The following is a 16242-nucleotide window of genomic DNA, read 5'->3' on the forward strand; positions in this document are numbered from 1 at the left end:
ACTGGAGTGGCGGGAAGTGCGGCAGTCGCCGTCCCCGCGGGCTCACGGGCGGGGGCGCCGGCGGGACGGCCCGGTGTGCCGGGGCCGGGGGGCCGAGCGGCCGGGCCGGAGCCGTCGGGACCGGGACGGCCGCCCCCGGGACCGCCGGGTGGGCCCTCGGGCGCCCCGGACCGGAACGCCGTGACCGTCGGCGCGTACGGGGACACCGGCGCGACCCGGCCGTGGGGCGGCACCCTGACGGGCGCCGGCGGCACGGGCGGCGGCGGGGGCTCCATGAGCCGGGCGGCGCGGCGACCGCCGCGGCCGGCACGGTGACTGCCCTGCGAAGTGCTCACGAGGCCGGGACCCTAGCCGCTCCTCGTCACTCTCCAAAGCAGGACGACTACCCGGTGTCGCGGCGCCATGCCAGACAGGTCCCGGAATGTGACGGTTCGTTATCATTCAGTAATCGAATGCACGAGCCGTGTTCGAAGCAATCGCCTCCGACATGGCGTCCTCGTCGATCCCCCGCACCGCGGCCATCGCGCGCACCGTGACCGGAATGAGATACGGCGCGTTGGGCCGACCGCGGTAGGGCGCGGGCGTCAGGAACGGCGCGTCGGTCTCCACCAGGACGAGTTCCAGCGGGGCGGCGGCGAGCGCATCCCGCAGCGGCTGGGCGTTCTTGAAGGTGACGTTGCCGGCGAAGGACATGAAGTACCCGGAGTCGGCGCAGATCCGCGCCATCTCCGCGTCCCCCGAGTAGCAGTGGAAGACCGTGCGCTCCGGGGCGCCCTCCTCGGCGAGGATCCGCAGGACGTCGGCGTGGGCGTCGCGGTCGTGGATGACGAGGGTCTTGCCGTGGCGCTTGGCGATCTCGATGTGGGCGCGGAAGGACCGCTCCTGGGCGGCGATGCCCTCCGGCCCCGTACGGAAGTGGTCGAGCCCGGTCTCGCCGACGGCCCGCACCTGGTCGAGACCCGCCAGCCGGTCGATCTCGGCGAGCGCCTCGTCGAGCGCGGCGTCCCCGCCGCCAGGCCGCGCACCCTGTCGGGACCGTCCCGCCCGGCTCCCACCGCCGCCCTTGCCCGATTCGCTTCGCGACGCCTCCTCGACGGGGTCGCCGTGCACGATGCGCGGCGCCTCGTTCGGGTGAAGCGCGACCGCCGCGTGGACGTTCCCGTGCCGTGCCGCCGTTTCGGCCGCCCAGCGCGAGCCGTTGATGTCGCACCCCACCTGGACGACGGTCGTCACGCCGACCTTCGCCGCCTTCTCCAGCGCCTCCTCGACGGTGCCGCTCTGCATGTCCAGATGGGTGTGCGAATCGGCGACCTGCACGGCCAGCGGTGCGGGCAGCGGCGGAGGGGTGTCGTTGGGCTTGGCACTCATGCCCACGATCGTACGAGGACCATGGCCACGGCCTCACGCACGGCTGCGACGGGCCCGCGGACGGGTTCACCGGCAGGGGATCCGTGCCCACGGCCGGCCCGCTGCGAGCACGGGGCCGGCCGGACTCACTTACGGCGGTGGAAACCGCGGAACATCCCGCCGAGCCCCCGGCGCGACGCGCCCTCGGGTAGGGCGGCTCCGGCCGCGGCCCCCTCGGACGCGTCGGCGGCGCGTGCCCCGTGGCGGCGCCCGGGGACCTTCGGCTCCGGCTCGGACGTCGGAACCGGCCCGGCGGTGGCGAAGTTCGGGGGCGCGAAGTGCTGGCGGCGCAGCGACTCGGCGAGGCCGGACACCTGTCCGGCGCGCATGATGCGGACCTTCTGCCCGCCGCAGTTGAGGCAGGTCAGCCGGTTCAGCGGGGAGGGAACGACCTGCCCCTGAACGCGGTACGTGAAGAAAGGCCGACCCGAGCCGTCGATGTGGTGCTCGATGTCGTAGGTCTGCTCCCAGCCGTAGCCGCACCGCATACAGGCGAAGGCGTAGGACTCCTGCACCGTCTCGGGGGCGCCGACCGGAAGGGGTCCCGCGCCGCTCGGGGTGCCCGCTGTGTCGCTCATGCCAGCTCCTCCTGATCCACTGATCCCCGTTCGGCGGGGTGCGTCCTCTACCAGTGGACTCCTGCCGCCGCGGGATGACATCAGGCCTTCCGGCTCATTGGCGAGGATTTGGCCGGCGCATTTCCGAAAGGCGTGATCGCGCGGTCCGAGCTTTGCCTTTCACGATAGACCTTTACCGTTCGACGGTCCTGTTCCTGCCGCGTTCTTTGCCGCGACGACCGCGTCGAACACCTCCCGCTTGGGTAGGCCCGCCTCCGCGGCGACCGCCGCAATGGCCTCCTTGCGCCGCTCCCCCGCCTCCTCGCGCACCCGCACCCTGCGCACCAGCTCGTCCGCACCCAGCTCGGACGGACCCGGGGCCGGGGCGCCCTCCACGACGACGGTGATCTCCCCGCGTACGCCTTCCGCAGCCCAGGCCGCCAGTTCGCCGAGGCCGCCGCGCCTGACCTCCTCGTACGTCTTCGTCAGCTCCCGGCAGACCGCCGCCCTGCGGTCCGCGCCGAACACCTCGGCCATGGCGGCGAGCGTGTCGTCGAGGCGGTGCGGCGCCTCGAAGTAGACGAGGGTGCGGCGCTCGTCCGCGACCTCGCGCAGCCGGCCGAGCCGCTCGCCCGCCTTGCGGGGCAGGAAGCCCTCGAAGCAGAACCGGTCGACCGGGAGCCCCGACAGGGCGAGCGCGGTCAGCACGGCGGACGGACCGGGCACGGCGGTGACCCTGATGTCCTTCTCGACGGCCGCGGCGACGAGCCGGTAGCCGGGGTCGGACACGGACGGCATCCCGGCGTCGGTGACGAGCAGCACCCTGGCGCCGCTCTCCAGCGCCTCCACCAGTTCCGGGGTGCGGGCGGACTCGTTGCCCTCGAAGTAGGACACGATCCGGCCGCGGGTGTGCACCCCCAGCGCCTGGGTGAGTCGGCGCAGCCGCCGGGTGTCCTCCGCGGCGACCACGTCGGCGTTCTCCAGCTCGGCCGCGAGCCGCGGCGGGGCGTCCGCCACATCACCGATGGGGGTCCCTGCCAGTACGAGTGTTCCAGTCACCGATCCAGTCACAGGAGCAATCCTCGCAGGGCGGGCCACGCCCCTCGCACAGACGCGTTCCCTACGATGGCGCGGTGACCAGTACCGCCCCACGGGCCGCGCACGGTCGGGACGTCGTGGAACAGCCGCCGTCCTGGCAGCAGCGCCTGCGCAGATTCGGCCATGTGCCCAGACCCGGCATCGGGCTGCGCGAGCGGCTGGTGCCGCCGTACACCCGGCTCTCCGACCGGTTGTGGTCGCTGCTGGGGGTGCCGCCCGGGGCGGCGCGCCGGGTGGAGCGCTTCTCGGCGTGGGGCGGCCCGCTGCTGGTGGCGCTGGTGGCCGGGCTGCTGCGGTTCTGGCAGCTGGGCAGCCCCAAGGCGGTGATATTCGACGAGACGTACTACGCGAAGGACGCGTGGGCCCTGGTCAACCAGGGCTACGAGGGTTCCTGGCCGAAGGACGTCGACAAGGCGATCCTGGCGAACCCGGACGCGGTCGCGATCCCGTCGGACCCCGGCTATGTGGTGCACCCGCCGGTGGGGAAGTGGATCATCGGGCTCGGCGAGCAGATGTTCGGGTTCACCCCGTTCGGCTGGCGCTTCATGGTGTTCGTGCTCGGCACGCTGTCGGTCCTGATGCTGTGCCGGATCGGCAGGCGGCTGTTCCGTTCGACGTTCCTCGGGTGCCTCGCGGGCGCGCTGATGGCCACGGACGGGCTGCACTTCGTGATGAGCCGCACGGCGCTGCTCGACCAGGTGCTGATGTTCTTCGTCCTGGCGGCCTTCGGCTGTCTGCTCGTCGACCGGGACCGGGCGAGACGGCGGTTCGCGGACGCGCTCCCGGTCGACGCGGAGGGCGTGCTGCGCCCGGACCCGCGGATCGCCGAGACCCTTCGGCTCGGTCTGCGGCCCTGGCGGATCGCGGCCGCGGTGATGCTGGGCCTGGCGATCGGCACGAAGTGGAACGGCCTGTACTTCCTGGCCGCTTTCGGCCTGATGACGCTGCTGTGGGACGTGGGCGCGCGGAAGACGGCCGGTGCGGTCCGTCCGTACGTGGCGGTGCTGAAGCGCGACCTCCTCCCGGCCCTCGTCGGCCTGCCGGTGGCGATCGCCACGTACATCGCCTCCTGGTCCGGCTGGATCTTCACGGACAAGGGCTACTTCCGGGACTGGGCGGCGACGGCGGGCGAGGACAGCCCCTGGAGCGGGGTGTTCCCCGACTGGTGGCGGAGCTTCTGGCACTACGAGACCGAGGTCTACAACTTCCACGTCAATCTGACGTCCGGTCACACCTACGAGTCCAACCCGTGGAGCTGGATCGTCCTGGGCCGCCCCGTCTCCTACTTCTACGAGGACCCGGCGGCAGGCACCGCGGGCTGCCCGGTGACCGCCACCGAGAAGTGCGCGCGCGAGGTGCTGGCGATCGGCACTCCCGTGCTGTGGTGGATCGCGTGCTTCGCCGTCGTCTACGCGCTGTGGCGCTGGGCCTTCCGCCGCGACTGGCGCGCGGGCGCGATCGCCTGCGGGATCGCCGCGGGCTGGCTGCCGTGGTTCCTCTACCAGGAGCGGACGATCTTCATCTTCTACGCGGTCGTCTTCGTCCCGTTCCTGTGCCTGGCCGTCGCGATGCTCCTGGGCGCGATCATCGGCCCGCCCGAGCGCACCACCGGCGTCCCCGCCGCCCCACCGGAACAGGGCTTCGCCCCCGGAGAGCGCCGCCGGACGGTGGGCGCGGTCGCGGCGGGCGTGCTGGTACTGCTCGTCTTCTGGAACTTCATCTACTTCTGGCCGCTGTTCACGGGCGAACCGATCCCGATGGACGACTGGCGGGCCCGGATGTGGCTGGACACCTGGGTCTAGCAGGCACGATGGCGGTCCCGGCACGTGGCGGTGCCGGGTCCGCCGTGGTCGTCGACGGGCTTCCCCCGTCGTCCTGGACCGCCGCTCGACGGCCCACAGACGGCCCAGGGACGGCCCAGGATCGTGCACGCCAGGCAGACTCGCGGGTCCGTGTCAGACCCCGCACCTACACTCCCGCTCATGGAAAAGGGAGCGATCTCGCGGGACGACATCCTGAAGACACTTGCCGAGTACGACGACTTGGGGCAGGAGGCGTTCCTGGACCGGTACAAGTACGGCAAGGCGAGCACGTACCTGCTCCTCCATGACGGTAAGGAGTACGACTCCAAAGCAGTGGCCGGCGTGGCACACAAGCACCAGCACGGCAGGCCCCTGGCGCATGGAGAGCTCATCGGGGGCATCGGCCGCGGTCACGCGGTGGAGTGGCTGAAGCGTCAGGGCTTCACCATCGGAGTGTCCCGGAGCCCTAAGTGGACACGTGATGAGATCATCCTGGCCTGCGACGTGGTGGCGCGTAACGACTGGAAGGGTCTCGACGCTGACGACCCCCGCATTGCCGAGCTGTCCCACTACCTGCAGCTCCTGGGCGCCTACCCGCCCGAAGAGCGCGCCCCGACGTACCGCAACCACAACGGAGCGGCACGCAAGACCTTCGATATCGCCACACACCACCCTGACTACGACAAGAAGCCGACCAAGGGCGGGCAACTGGACCGCGAAGTCCTGCGTGACTTCCTGGACCGCCCGCAGGAAATGGCCCGTGCAGCGGAGCTGCTGCGCGAGGGCCTGGCGCACGGCACCTTGGAGACCGTCCTCGCGGACGACGATGAGGACGACGCCGAAGACGACGCCAGCGCCCCCGAGGGCAAGGTTCTCTACCGCCGCCACCGGACGCGAGAGCGCAACAAGGGCCTGCGGAAGAAGAAGATCGCTGCTGTCCTTAAGGCTGGCGGTTCACTCGCGTGCGAGGCGTGCGGCTTCGACTTCGCCGCGGTCTACGGCGAACGCGGCGAGGGATACATCGAGTGCCACCACGTCGTACCGCTGCACGAGGCTGGCGAGGGCACGACAAAGCTCTCCGACCTCGCGCTCATCTGCTCGAACTGCCACCGGATGATCCACCGAGCCGCCCCGTGGCCTACGCCGGCTGAACTCAGCATCCTGGTACGCGAGCAGGCACAGAAGAGCCGTCAGGTGCTACCGGGCCCTCGGGCAACCGAGAAGGCGCTGGACCACGGTTACTGACTTCGGCTCGTTAGGGTGATCTTTCTGGAAGTCCCTGATGAGTCCGGGGTGTTGTCTGTATCTCCTGGTGTATGAGGTATGCGGATGGGGGTGGGTTGACCCCTGCGGGACGTCGGCGCCGGGAGACGGTTCGGATTCAGGCGGCCGAGCTGTTCGAGGAGAACGTCAAGCCGCCGGACGTGGCGCGGCGGCTGCGGGTGAGCCTGAAGTCGGCTTACCTGTGGCAGCAGATGTGGCGGGACGGCGGCGTGCAGGCTCTGGCCTCCCGCGGCCCGAGCGGATCGCGATGCCGCCTGTCCCCGCGCTGCCTGGAAAAGCTGGCCGCCTACCTCGATGAAGGGCCGGCCGCGCATGGCTGGGTGGAGGACCAGGTGTGGACCGCGGCGAGGGTGGCCACGCTGATCGGCAGGAAGTTCCACGTCTCCTACAGCGTCTCCGGGGCCACCCGGCTGATGCACCGGCTCGGCTTCAGCCCGCAGGTCCCCGCACGCAGGGTCGCCGAACGCGACGAGCAGGCCGTCACGGTCTGGAAGGAGGCGACCTGGGCGGAGGTAAAAGAGCCCGGGCGGCCTCGGGTGGCTACATCTGCTTCGAGGACGAAGCAGGCTTCACCCGGAAGCCGCCCCGGGGACGCACCTGGGGCAGGCGCGGGCACACCCCGGTCGTGACGGTCAGCGGGAGCCGTTCGGGACGCCTGTCCGTGGCGGGGCTGATCGCGATGCGACCGGGCTCCCGGACCCGGCTGTGCCACCGCCTGCGCACCCACCCCGCGGGCAAGCGCACGCGCCGCAGCATGGGCGAGCGCGACTTCATCGCGCTGATCGACGGGACCCATCACCTCGTCAAGGCGCCGATCGTGCTGGTCTGGGACCGGCTCAACACTCATGTCTCCCGTGCCATGCGTGAGCTGATCGCCGAGCGGGAGTGGCTGACCGTGTTCCTGCTGCCCGCGTACTCGCCCGACCTGAACCCCGTCGAGTGGGTCTGGGCGCACGTCAAACGCAGCCTGGCCAACCTCGCCGTCGTCGCCCTCGACCGACTCGAAGCCCTCGTCCGCAACCGGCTCAAACGCCTCCAGTACCGGCCCCACACCCTCGACGGCTTCATAACCGGCACCGGCCTCACCCTCGACAACCCAGCATCACCCTGACCAGCCGAAGTCAGTAGTGCAGCCGTGGACGACGGCCTGATTACCAAGAACCCATGCAAGGCGCGTTCGGTGCAGACACCGAAGCCGAGCCGATCAAGGGTCGTGCCCTGGACAGCGGAGCAGGTGTTCGCCGTACGCGCCGCGCTCCCGGAGCACCTGCGCGCAGCCGTAGATGTGGCCGGCGGCTGTGGGCTGCGTCAGGGCGAGGTGTTCGGACTCGACGAGAGCGAGCTGGACTTTGAGGGCGGCTGGCTGGCAGTTCAGCACCAGCTCAAACGGATCCGCGGCAAGTTTGTGTTCGCGCTCCCGAAGGGTGGCAAGGTCCGCGACGTTCCGCTGCCCAAAGCCGTAGGCGACGCGCTCCGCGTCCACTCCGAGAAGTTCCCGCCCATCACGGTGACCCTCCCATGGCGTACGCCGGAGGGGCCACCGATGACGAAGTCACTGATCTTCGGCGGTACCACCGGCGAGCACGTTCGCGTGAGCCACTTCAACGACCGCATGTGGAAGCCCGCCCTCGCGGAAGCCGGCATCATTCCCCAACCTGCCAAGGGAGAACGGTACGCAGCCGCGCCCGAACACGGTATGCACGCTCTGAGGCACTTCTACGCCTCGTTGCTTCTGGACGCAGGTGAGAGCATCCGGGCCCTGAGCCAGTACTTGGGCCACGCCGACCCCGGCTTTACGCTCCGCACGTACACGCATCTCATGCCGAGTAGTGAGGGACGGACGCGAAGCGCTGTGGGGAAGATATTCGAAAGCCTCTCAGGCGAATCCTGACGGGCCTAACGTCTGGTCAATGGATGGGCAGTGGGCGGTAGTCGTAGGGGCGGCGCTCGGCGCCAGCGGGGCTGTCGTTGGCGCCCTGACCAGCTGGGCCAGCGCGCGTCTCCAAGCACGCGCGCATGTCAATGTGGCCCGGCTGCAGCAGAGCGCCGCTCATGACGCTGAGACCACAGCTCGCAGGCGCGCGGCCTACTCCGACCTGATCCTGTCTGTCGATACTGCCCGCCGCCACATGCGGATGGTGCGGCAGCACGTGCTTGCCCCTGGCCCGGGTGGTGACGAGCTCGAAACCAGGCAGGCCGCAGTCCACGATCGGATACGGGAGATGCAGGCTGCCGAGTGGGTCCTTCGGCTCATGCTGCCCGACGACGAACAGGCAGCCGTGACTGAGCTCACGAACGCCGTTTACGCAAGCCATCAAGCGCTGATCGAAGATGTTGATGAGTGGTTGGAGCAAGCTTCGGTGGACGGAGCACGCGCGCCTGGTGGAACACCCCGCTATGAAGGAAGGGCCTCCGAGCTACAGGCCCAGATGATGAGCTTCGCCGGCGCCGCGCATGCCCGCCTCTACGCCTGACGTAGCCGTCCGGACCGTCGTGACGGCCCAGAGACGGCCCCAGCGCAGTCATCGGGGCGCCGCGGGCAGCATCTTGGCTGGTCAGGGGCATCTGATCTACGGCATGCGAGGCTTCATCTACTTCTGGCCGCTGTTCACGGGCGAACCGATCCCGATGGACGACTGGCGGGCCCGGATGCGGCTGGACACCTGGGTCTAGCAGGCACGATGGCGGGCCCGGCACGTGGCGGTGCCGGGGCCACCGTGGTCGTCGACGGGCTTCCCCCGGTCGTCCTGGGCCGCCGCTCGACGGCCCGGGGACGGCCCACAGGTGGCCCCTGGACAGCCCGGGATCGTGCACGCCGGACGGACTTCGCAACGTAACGGCGTCGAGGCGCTCAGTGGCTGAGCCAGCCGCGCCGTACGGCCTTTGCGCCCGCTTCGAAGCGCGAGCGGGCGCCGAGGCGGGTCATGATGTCGGCCATCATCCGGCGCGCGGTGCGCACGCCGATGCCCAGCCTGCGGGCGACGATCGCGTCCGTGTGCCCCTGGGCGAGAAGACGCAGCAGTTGCCGCTCCTGCCCCGTCAGCCCGTTGTCGTCCAACTCCCGGTCGGCGGCGGTCCCGAACACGTCCGCCTGCTCCCAGACCGCGTCGAACAGGGCGGCGAGCGCGGTGAGTACGCCGGGCCCGCGCAATTGGACGGCACCGCGGCGGGTGTGGTCGGGGTCGATCGGCAGCAGCGCGGCCTGGCCGGTGAACAGGACCATGCGCACGGGCAGGACCGCGGCGGTGCGCACCTGCGCGCCCTGTGAGGTGAGCCAGCGGGCATAGTCCAGCGTCGCTGGGTCGTTGCGCACGGATGCCTGGTACAGGGTGCGCACGGGGATGCCTCGTGCCAGCAGGGCGGCGTCCAGCGGGCGGGATGCGTCGAGGGCGGCCTGGCTCTGCGCGCCGCCCGGCATGAAGGACATCAGGGGCGCGGTGGAGTTGTGGGTGAGCTGTTCCAGACGTGCTTGGACTTCCTCGATGCCGGTGAGCACCTCGACGTCGTGGCGGCCCGTCTCGGCTTCGGCGTGCTGCTGGAGCAGGGCCATGGCGGCTGCCTGGGCGTCGGCGAACTCCTGCTGGGCGTGGCGGAGTTCCTTCTCCCGCACGGCGAGGAGGAGCTGGATGCCGACGGTGGGGGAGACCGGGCGCAGACCGCCGTCTGCCTGCAAGGAGGTCCGCAGCAGACGCAGTTCGGCGAGCTGGTCGAGGGCGGCGCGTATCTCGTCCACCGAGAGCGACAGGCTTTCGGCGAGCTCGGCGACGCCGTGCTCGGGCTCTGCGAGCATCAGCCGGTAGACGGCTTCGGCGGTGCGGTCGATTCCGAGCGCGTGCAGCTGCGACATGAACTTCCTTGCCTGATGCTCTCGCCGCGCCGCCCTCAACGGTAACCGCAGGCCAGGCAGGTTGCTGCCCGGAAGCTTCCTGCCTGGGCGAAACCCTGGGCCATGTCCGTCTCGCATTCCGAGAATCAGCCCATGCACATGGTGACCGTGGCCCTGCGCGGGCCTCAACGTGGCGACCTGCCCGTTGACGTGCTCGACATCCTGTGGGTGGCCTCCTCGATCGAGGACGGGGTGGAGCACCTGCACGCCAAGCGTCTCGAGACCGGGTCACTGGGCTATCTGACGTTCTTCATCAAGGCGGCGACGCCGGAGAAGGCGGCAGCGCTGGCGCGCAGGATCGTCTCCCGGGCGCTGGTGAACTCGCCGCTGCTGTCCGGTTGGCATCTGGTGCCGGAACGGTCGTGAGGCAGGACGCTGCCAGGCCGCCTCTTGCCAAGTTGATCTTCTTCCGTTCGTACTGCCGGGCGAGCAGTGTGGAGATCTCGCCGGGCGCGACGCCCTGGTCCGACCGGCGCACACCTTCGCCGTTCGCGTAGCAGGAGCGTCATGCCCACCTTCATCCGCCGCCAACTCACCGCAAGTGCCCGCGCCTTGCTCCCTGCCGCTGCTCTCGCCCTGCTCGCCGCCCTGAGCACCGGGGCGGTGCTCGCAGCGCCCTGCGAGAAGGGCGGGGAGATTCACAGCCGGCACCTGCAGCACTCCGCCGGATGGGACTAGCGCCGAAGACGTGTCACCCGCCCTCCGGTGACCGCGGTCACCGGCTCGCGCCCGCAACCCCCGCCCGAAACGTGCCGACCACCCCGCAGACGAGGACCCTCACGTTGACCACCACGACCGCATCCCCCCTCCGCACGGAAACCGCCGCGGCCCCGGCACCCCGCCCCGGCCTGTGGCTCGGCCCCCTCCTGGCGCTCGCCGCCACCGCCATCTGGTCCGGGAACTTCGTGATCGCCCGGCACCTGGGCGACGCCGTCGCGCCCGTGCAGACGTCCTTCTGGCGATGGGTGATCGCCCTCCTGGCCGTCGCCCCCTTCGCCGCACGCGGCCTACTGCGTGAACGTCAGGCCATTCGCCGCCACGCGGGCCTGGTGGTGCTCGCGGCACTGCTCGGGGTGACCTTGTTCAACACCCTGATCTACATCGCCGGGCAGTCCACCTCCGCGACGAATCTGGCACTCATCGCCGCCGCTTCCCCAGCGGCGATCGCGGCGTTCGCCTTCGTCGGCGGAGAGCGCATGACCCTGCTGCGCGCCACCGGCATGCTCATCGCGTTCGCCGGCGTCGTCACGCTGGTCTCCAAGGGCAGCATCACCGCCCTGCTCACGATGGACTTCCGCGCCGGTGATCTGTGGATGCTCGCCGCGATGGCCACCTTCGCAGGCTACTCCGCCCTGCTCAAGCGCAAGCCGGCCACGATCTCCGGCACCAGCTTCCTTCTGGCCACCTTCGCCGCAGGCACCGTGATGCTCGCCCCCTTCTACGCCGCCTCCGTCGTGCTCCAGGGGACCTTCACCCCCGGCAGCGCCACCGTTGGTCCGCTGCTCTACATCGGCGTCGCCTCGTCCGCGATCGCCTTCTACACCTGGAACAAGGCCGTCGACCTCATCGGCGCCACCCGCGCCGGAGTCATCTACTACCTCCAGCCCGTGTTCGTCGCCTGCGTCGCCTACCTGGCCATCGGCGAGCACATCAACCTCGTCCAGATCCTCTGCATGGCCACCATCGTCACCGGCGTCGCGCTGGGTGCGAAGCGCTGACCACCACCCCGCGGCAACCCCGAATCCACCCACAGGAACAGGAACGTCCCATGGCTGACCGCATCAACGCCGACCGGCTGCTCTCCGACCTCACCCACCTGTCCCAGATCGGGGCAGGCCCGGACGGCGCCCTGTGGCGCGTCGCCGGCACCAAGGCCGACCGGGCCGGGCGGGACTGGCTGGACAAGACCATGCGGGTGGAGGGCCTGCACACCTACTACGACGACATCGGCAACGTCTTCTCCCGCCGCGAGAACACCTCCGGCCCCTGGCTGCTCATCGGCTCGCACGCCGACACCGTCCCCGCAGGGGGCCATCTGGACGGCGCCTACGGAGTGATCGCCGCCATGGAGGTCCTGCGCACCCTGCACGAAACGGGGCACCCGATGGCCGACCATGTCGAGACCGTGGCCTGGTTCGACGAGGAGGGCGTAGGCCCGCAGTCCGCCGGTGGCCTGGTGGGCTCCACCGCACTCGCCGGCTCCGCACACGCCGACGACCTGGTGGGCTATCTGGAGATCCACGTCGAACAGGGTCGGCGCATGGAGGACGCCGGGCTCGACCTGGCGCCCGTCACCGGAATCGTCGGGGTACGCCGCTACCAAGCGTCGGTATCCGGGCAGGACAACCACGCGGGCACCACCATGTGGGCGGACCGGCAGGACGCCGGACGCGTCGCCGCCCGCATCGTCGCCGCACTGAAGGACATCATCCTCGGCATCGACCCCAAGGGAATCGGCAACGCCGGCGTCATCCACTTCGGCCCCGGGGCGGCCAACGTCGTGCCCGGCACCGCGGGCGCCGAGTTGGAGATCCGCGCATCCTCCGACAGCGCGCTCGACGACATCGAGGCCGACCTGCACCAGACCGTCTCCCGTATCGCCACCGAGGAGAACTGCGCCGCGACGCTGACCCGCATCTCCGCCAAACCCGCCGCGCACTTCGACAAGCTCCTCCTGGACATCGTCGAGGAGACCTGCCGGGCGAACGGCCGCACGGACCGACTGCTCTCCTACGCAGGGCACGACGCGTCGGTGCTCTCCACACGGCTCCCCACCGCGATGATGTTCGTCCCCTCCACCGGCGGCTTCTCCCACTCCAACAAGGAGCACACCCCCGACGAGCAGTTGGTCCTCGGTACTCAGGCGCTGCTGGAGTCGGTTCTGAAGATGGCTCCGATACTGCTGGAACAGCCGAAATCGCCCGTGGCGCTGGCCGCCTGAACCCGTCCAGCCCACCGAAGCCCGATGCGGTGCTCGATGCGCCGCATCGGGCCGTCACCCATCGAGCAGCAGCGGCGCTGCTCCCCCGGTGACCATTCCCGGCACCCCTCCCCGCCGCTGCGGACCGTCCCGCGGGCAACCGCAGACTCCGTGGACCCACACGCCCGATCGCCACACGCCCGATCGCCACACGCGCGATCGGCAGGGCGCGCGATCCCGGGCCGGCGGGCGGCTGGCAGGCCCGCGTCGGAAAAGGGCCGCGCCTGAGGAGGGCAGAAAAGATCAACCCCGCCGTTCGTTTGCGGCGGGCCGGAGCGGCAAGGTTCGGGTTGTGGGGGTCCCGACCTGGAGGACCAAATGATCATCCTCGGACTCATCCTTCTGATCATCGGGCTGGTCGCCGGCATCAACATCCTGTGGACCATCGGAATCATCCTGGTCGCCGTCGGAGCCCTGCTCTGGGTCCTCGGCGCGATGGGCCACGCGGTCGGCGGCCGGCGCCACTTCTACTGACGAGGCCCGTTCCACCGAACCGGTCCGTTCCACCGACCGGGCCCGTTCCGCCGTCCGGCCCGCCGAGTCCCCGAACTGCCGTGGGGTTCACCGTCGGCGGGCCGCCGTGAGCGCCGCGACCGCCTCCGCGGTCCAGTGGCCCGCGGCGCCGGGACAGGCCGCGAGATAGGCGGCGATGTCGGACGCCGGCCACGCGCCGGCGTCCGTCAGCCCCGCGACGAGATGGCGCAGATAGGCCGCGGACGGCCGGGTCCACTCCACGTCGTGGAGGGTCCACGGGGCCGTGAAGGTCAGGACGGGCACTCCGTCCAGGACACCCGGGCAGACGAGCGTCTCGTAGCGCCCGCCACCGAGTTCGGCCCTCCCGAGTCCCAGCGACTCGGAGAGGTCCAGATCGCGCCCCGGCTCGCGGTACATCTCCTGGGCCACGATGTCCGAGAATTGTCCGGCCGTCACCAGATGCGCGCGGGCCAGGACCGTGCCGGCCGCGCCGGGGTCGTAGAAGGCCCGGCCGCCGCGCCAGACCGGGGAGTGGGTGGCGAAGTAGAGCGTGCCCGGCAGTTCCACCGGTACGGACGCCGCGGGGGGACGGGGGTCACGGCAGCCCGGATAGGTCCGCGCGGCGCCGCGCGGGCGGCCGCCGGTGAGGTAGTGCGACAGCCGCTCCAGATGCGTGTTGGAGCCGTAGGCGGTGTACCAGACCGTGTCCGGCGACCGATCGCCGGGCGGTGTCGTCGTGTCGATGGTGCGCGTGCGGTTCATGGCCCTTGCCCTACCCGGTTCGACGGCACGGTCCGGTAACGCCCGTCTCCTGGCTCACTCCTGTCCCGTAGAGTGCCCACTGGATATTCTTGAACGCGTTCAAGGTCCTCAGGGGGGCCACGGGGAGGGACTGCGACATGCGCAGTGGAGCCAAGATCGCCGTTGTCGGCGGTGTGTTCGTGCTGTTCGCGGGCGGGGTGGGATACGGCGCCCACAACGTCCTGAGCGGCGGTGACGACGGCGGTACGGAGTCGAGGTCCGGTGCCGTCACGAAGAGATCGGGGCCGCCGAGCGCCGAGGAGATCCGCACGACCGCCGAGGACTTCCTCGCCGCCTGGGCGTCCGGGGAAGCGCCACGGGCCGCGCAACTCACCAACAACGCCGCCGAGGCGGAGCCCCTGCTGAGCTCGTTCCGCGACGGGGCCCACGTCAGCGCGGTGACGATGAAGCAGGGGAAGCCGGTCGGGCCGAAGGTGCCGTTCACGGTCAGCGCGACGGTCTCGTACGAGGGCGCGAGCAAGCCCTGGACGTACGCTTCCGAGCTCACGGTCGTCCGCGGTCTGACCACCGGGCGGCCGCTCGTCGACTGGGCCCCGTCCGTCGTCCACCCGCAGCTCGACAAGCAGGAACGGCTGAGGACGGGCCCCGCGGCCGCGCCGCCGATCAGGGCCGTGGACCGCAGGGGCAGGGAACTGACGAAGGAGAAGTATCCCTCGCTCGGTCCGGTGCTCGACCAACTGCGGCAGAGGTACGGGGACGAGGCGGGCGGCAAGGCGGGCGTCGAGCTGGTCATCAGCCCGCCGAACGGCGCGGACACCACGTTGCTGACGCTGTCCGAGGGAGAGCCGGGTGAGCTGCCGACCACCCTCGACGCGGACGTCCAGGCGGCGGCCGAGAAGGCCGTGAAACGGCACAGCGAGGCATCGGTCGTCGCGATCAAGCCGAGCACGGGAGAGATCCGCGCGGTGGCCAACAACCGCAAGGACGGCTTCGACGCGGCGCTCGGAGGACAGCAGGCGCCCGGTTCGACGATGAAGATCGTGACGGCCGCGCTCCTGCTGGACAAGGGGCTGGCCGCCGCCGACCGGAAGGCGGAGTGCCCGAAGGAGGCGATGTACCAGGGGCGGACCTTCCACAACCTGGGCCACTTCGACATCCCCGACGGAACGTTCACCCAGAGCTTCGCGCGCTCCTGCAACACCGCCTTCATCAAGCTGATCGACGACGTCCACGACGACGCGGCGCTGTCGAAGCTGGCGCGGGACGCCTTCGGCATAGGACTCGACTGGAGCACCGGGGTGCAGACCTTCGACGGCTCGGTGCCGGAGGGCAGCGGCGGCGAGGCGGCCGCGCAGTACATCGGCCAGGGCACGGTCCAGATGAACGCGCTGACCGTCGCATCCGTCGCCGCCACGGCCAAGAACGGCGGCTTCGAGCAACCCGTCATCGTGCCGCGCTCGCTGGACGGCCGTGAACTGGCAACCGCGGACCGGCGGCTGTCGGGATCGGTGTGGCGACAGCTGCGGGACATGATGCGGGCCACCGCCCAATGGGGCTCGGGCGCACGGGCGATGGCCGGAGTGCCGGGCGACAAGGGCGCGAAGACGGGGTCCGCCGAGGTGGACGGGCAGGCCACGTCCAACAGCTGGTTCGCCGGGTTCGCCGGGGACCTGGCGGCGGCCGCGGTGGTGCAGTCGGGCGGACACGGCGGTGACGCGGCCGGGCCGCTGGTGGCGTCGGTCCTCAAGGCCGGCTGAGGCCAGGGGCGGGGGCCGGCCGCGCCCCGCCCCCGCCCCGGTAGGCCGCACCCGCCCCACCCCGCGTACCGCTGGGCGAACGCTGTCGCATGGCCTGTACACCTACGGCTGGCGCGACCGCCATGAGCACTTCCGAGCCCCCTGCCCAGCCCCGGTTCGCCCAGGCCCTGCGCGCGCCGCGTCCTCTGGGAGCAGACGCGGACCCCGCCGGTCCATTGCGTCGGGGGTGGCAAGT

Annotated in this window: 15 protein-coding genes and 1 pseudogene; 11 read left to right on the forward strand and 5 right to left on the reverse strand. The window is 70.7% G+C overall.

Features of this window, described 5'->3' with window-relative positions:
* Window positions 1-441: 441 nt before the first annotated feature.
* The 3 genes from QMZ92_RS19535 to rsmI all read right to left on the reverse strand — a co-directional run bounded on the left by QMZ92_RS19535 (window position 442) and on the right by rsmI (window position 3023).
* On the reverse strand, window positions 442-1368 hold the full coding sequence (locus QMZ92_RS19535) for a TatD family hydrolase (RefSeq protein ID WP_283298661.1): 927 nt from the start codon (window positions 1366-1368) through the stop codon (window positions 442-444).
* Window positions 1369-1493: 125 nt separating this feature from the next.
* Entirely contained in the window at window positions 1494-1985 is a 492-nt protein-coding gene (locus QMZ92_RS19540) for a hypothetical protein (RefSeq protein WP_283298662.1), read from the reverse strand.
* Window positions 1986-2144: 159 nt separating this feature from the next.
* A complete protein-coding gene (gene rsmI / locus QMZ92_RS19545; protein ID WP_138054769.1) occupies window positions 2145-3023 on the reverse strand; it encodes a 16S rRNA (cytidine(1402)-2'-O)-methyltransferase in 879 nt (292 codons plus the stop codon).
* Between the two features lie 74 nt (window positions 3024-3097).
* Here rsmI and QMZ92_RS19550 point away from each other — a divergent pair, with 74 nt between their 5' ends.
* From QMZ92_RS19550 to QMZ92_RS19575, 5 genes and pseudogenes are all read left to right on the forward strand, one after another.
* Window positions 3098-4864, forward strand: a complete 1767-nt coding sequence (locus tag QMZ92_RS19550) for a dolichyl-phosphate-mannose--protein mannosyltransferase (RefSeq protein WP_283298663.1) — start codon at window positions 3098-3100, stop codon at window positions 4862-4864.
* Between the two features lie 180 nt (window positions 4865-5044).
* On the forward strand, window positions 5045-6109 hold the full coding sequence (locus QMZ92_RS19555) for an HNH endonuclease (protein ID WP_283298664.1): 1065 nt from the start codon (window positions 5045-5047) through the stop codon (window positions 6107-6109).
* A gap of 71 nt (window positions 6110-6180) precedes the next feature.
* A protein-coding gene (locus tag QMZ92_RS36435) for an IS630 family transposase (protein WP_502962094.1) occupies window positions 6181-7259 on the forward strand; the annotation gives its coding sequence in 2 pieces (ribosomal slippage) (window positions 6181-6682 and window positions 6682-7259; 1080 coding nt in all).
* A 15-nt stretch (window positions 7260-7274) separates the two neighbouring features.
* Window positions 7275-8039, forward strand: a pseudogene (locus QMZ92_RS19570) (tyrosine-type recombinase/integrase); the annotation flags it as partial.
* 19 nt (window positions 8040-8058) lie between these two features.
* Window positions 8059-8622 carry a hypothetical protein gene (locus tag QMZ92_RS19575; protein ID WP_283298665.1) on the forward strand — a complete coding sequence of 188 codons (564 nt, stop codon included), beginning with the start codon at window positions 8059-8061 and terminating at the stop codon, window positions 8620-8622.
* A gap of 377 nt (window positions 8623-8999) precedes the next feature.
* Here QMZ92_RS19575 and QMZ92_RS19580 read toward each other — a convergent pair whose 3' ends face one another.
* Window positions 9000-9995: a helix-turn-helix domain-containing protein gene (locus QMZ92_RS19580; RefSeq protein WP_283298666.1), complete on the reverse strand. Its 996-nt coding sequence runs from the start codon at window positions 9993-9995 to the stop codon at window positions 9000-9002.
* A 132-nt stretch (window positions 9996-10127) separates the two neighbouring features.
* Between QMZ92_RS19580 and QMZ92_RS19585 the strand changes: the two genes are divergently transcribed.
* The 5 genes from QMZ92_RS19585 (at window position 10128) to QMZ92_RS19605 (ending at window position 13488) form a co-directional block, all read left to right on the forward strand.
* The gene (locus tag QMZ92_RS19585) at window positions 10128-10400 is read left to right on the forward strand and encodes a hypothetical protein (protein ID WP_283298667.1); all 273 of its coding nucleotides are present in this window, start codon (window positions 10128-10130) and stop codon (window positions 10398-10400) included.
* Between the two features lie 141 nt (window positions 10401-10541).
* Window positions 10542-10712: a hypothetical protein gene (locus QMZ92_RS19590; RefSeq protein ID WP_283298668.1), complete on the forward strand. Its 171-nt coding sequence runs from the start codon at window positions 10542-10544 to the stop codon at window positions 10710-10712.
* A gap of 104 nt (window positions 10713-10816) precedes the next feature.
* Window positions 10817-11752 carry a DMT family transporter gene (locus tag QMZ92_RS19595; RefSeq protein WP_283298669.1) on the forward strand — a complete coding sequence of 312 codons (936 nt, stop codon included), beginning with the start codon at window positions 10817-10819 and terminating at the stop codon, window positions 11750-11752.
* A 50-nt stretch (window positions 11753-11802) separates the two neighbouring features.
* On the forward strand, window positions 11803-12975 hold the full coding sequence (locus QMZ92_RS19600) for a M20/M25/M40 family metallo-hydrolase (protein WP_283298670.1): 1173 nt from the start codon (window positions 11803-11805) through the stop codon (window positions 12973-12975).
* A 357-nt stretch (window positions 12976-13332) separates the two neighbouring features.
* Entirely contained in the window at window positions 13333-13488 is a 156-nt protein-coding gene (locus QMZ92_RS19605) for a DUF6131 family protein (protein ID WP_171053047.1), read from the forward strand.
* Window positions 13489-13575: 87 nt separating this feature from the next.
* Here QMZ92_RS19605 and QMZ92_RS19610 read toward each other — a convergent pair whose 3' ends face one another.
* Window positions 13576-14250 carry a histone deacetylase gene (locus tag QMZ92_RS19610; RefSeq protein ID WP_283298671.1) on the reverse strand — a complete coding sequence of 225 codons (675 nt, stop codon included), beginning with the start codon at window positions 14248-14250 and terminating at the stop codon, window positions 13576-13578.
* Between the two features lie 137 nt (window positions 14251-14387).
* Here QMZ92_RS19610 and QMZ92_RS19615 point away from each other — a divergent pair, with 137 nt between their 5' ends.
* Window positions 14388-16007 (forward strand): penicillin-binding transpeptidase domain-containing protein, encoded by a 1620-nt coding sequence (locus QMZ92_RS19615; protein ID WP_283298672.1) that lies wholly within the window; start codon window positions 14388-14390, stop codon window positions 16005-16007.
* Window positions 16008-16242: the final 235 nt, after the last annotated feature.

It is taken from the genome of Streptomyces sp. HNM0645 (genome assembly GCF_030056615.1).
GTDB classification, from domain to species: Bacteria; Actinomycetota; Actinomycetes; order Streptomycetales; family Streptomycetaceae; genus Streptomyces; species Streptomyces marianii.

Excerpts from the sequence above, each read along its gene's own strand:
- QMZ92_RS19600 (WP_283298670.1), top strand. The coding sequence starts at position 11,803 with ATGGCTGACCGCATCAACGCCGACCGGCTGCTCTCCGACCTCACCCAC.
- QMZ92_RS19540 (WP_283298662.1), bottom strand. The coding sequence starts at position 1,985 with ATGAGCGACACAGCGGGCACCCCGAGCGGCGCGGGACCCCTTCCGGTC.
- QMZ92_RS19535 (WP_283298661.1), bottom strand. The coding sequence starts at position 1,368 with ATGAGTGCCAAGCCCAACGACACCCCTCCGCCGCTGCCCGCACCGCTG.
- QMZ92_RS19590 (WP_283298668.1), top strand. The coding sequence starts at position 10,542 with ATGCCCACCTTCATCCGCCGCCAACTCACCGCAAGTGCCCGCGCCTTG.
- QMZ92_RS19610 (WP_283298671.1), bottom strand. The coding sequence starts at position 14,250 with ATGAACCGCACGCGCACCATCGACACGACGACACCGCCCGGCGATCGG.
- QMZ92_RS19615 (WP_283298672.1), top strand. The coding sequence starts at position 14,388 with ATGCGCAGTGGAGCCAAGATCGCCGTTGTCGGCGGTGTGTTCGTGCTG.
- QMZ92_RS19585 (WP_283298667.1), top strand. The coding sequence starts at position 10,128 with ATGCACATGGTGACCGTGGCCCTGCGCGGGCCTCAACGTGGCGACCTG.
- QMZ92_RS19555 (WP_283298664.1), top strand. The coding sequence starts at position 5,045 with ATGGAAAAGGGAGCGATCTCGCGGGACGACATCCTGAAGACACTTGCC.
- QMZ92_RS19575 (WP_283298665.1), top strand. The coding sequence starts at position 8,059 with ATGGATGGGCAGTGGGCGGTAGTCGTAGGGGCGGCGCTCGGCGCCAGC.
- QMZ92_RS19580 (WP_283298666.1), bottom strand. The coding sequence starts at position 9,995 with ATGTCGCAGCTGCACGCGCTCGGAATCGACCGCACCGCCGAAGCCGTC.
- QMZ92_RS19605 (WP_171053047.1), top strand. The coding sequence starts at position 13,333 with ATGATCATCCTCGGACTCATCCTTCTGATCATCGGGCTGGTCGCCGGC.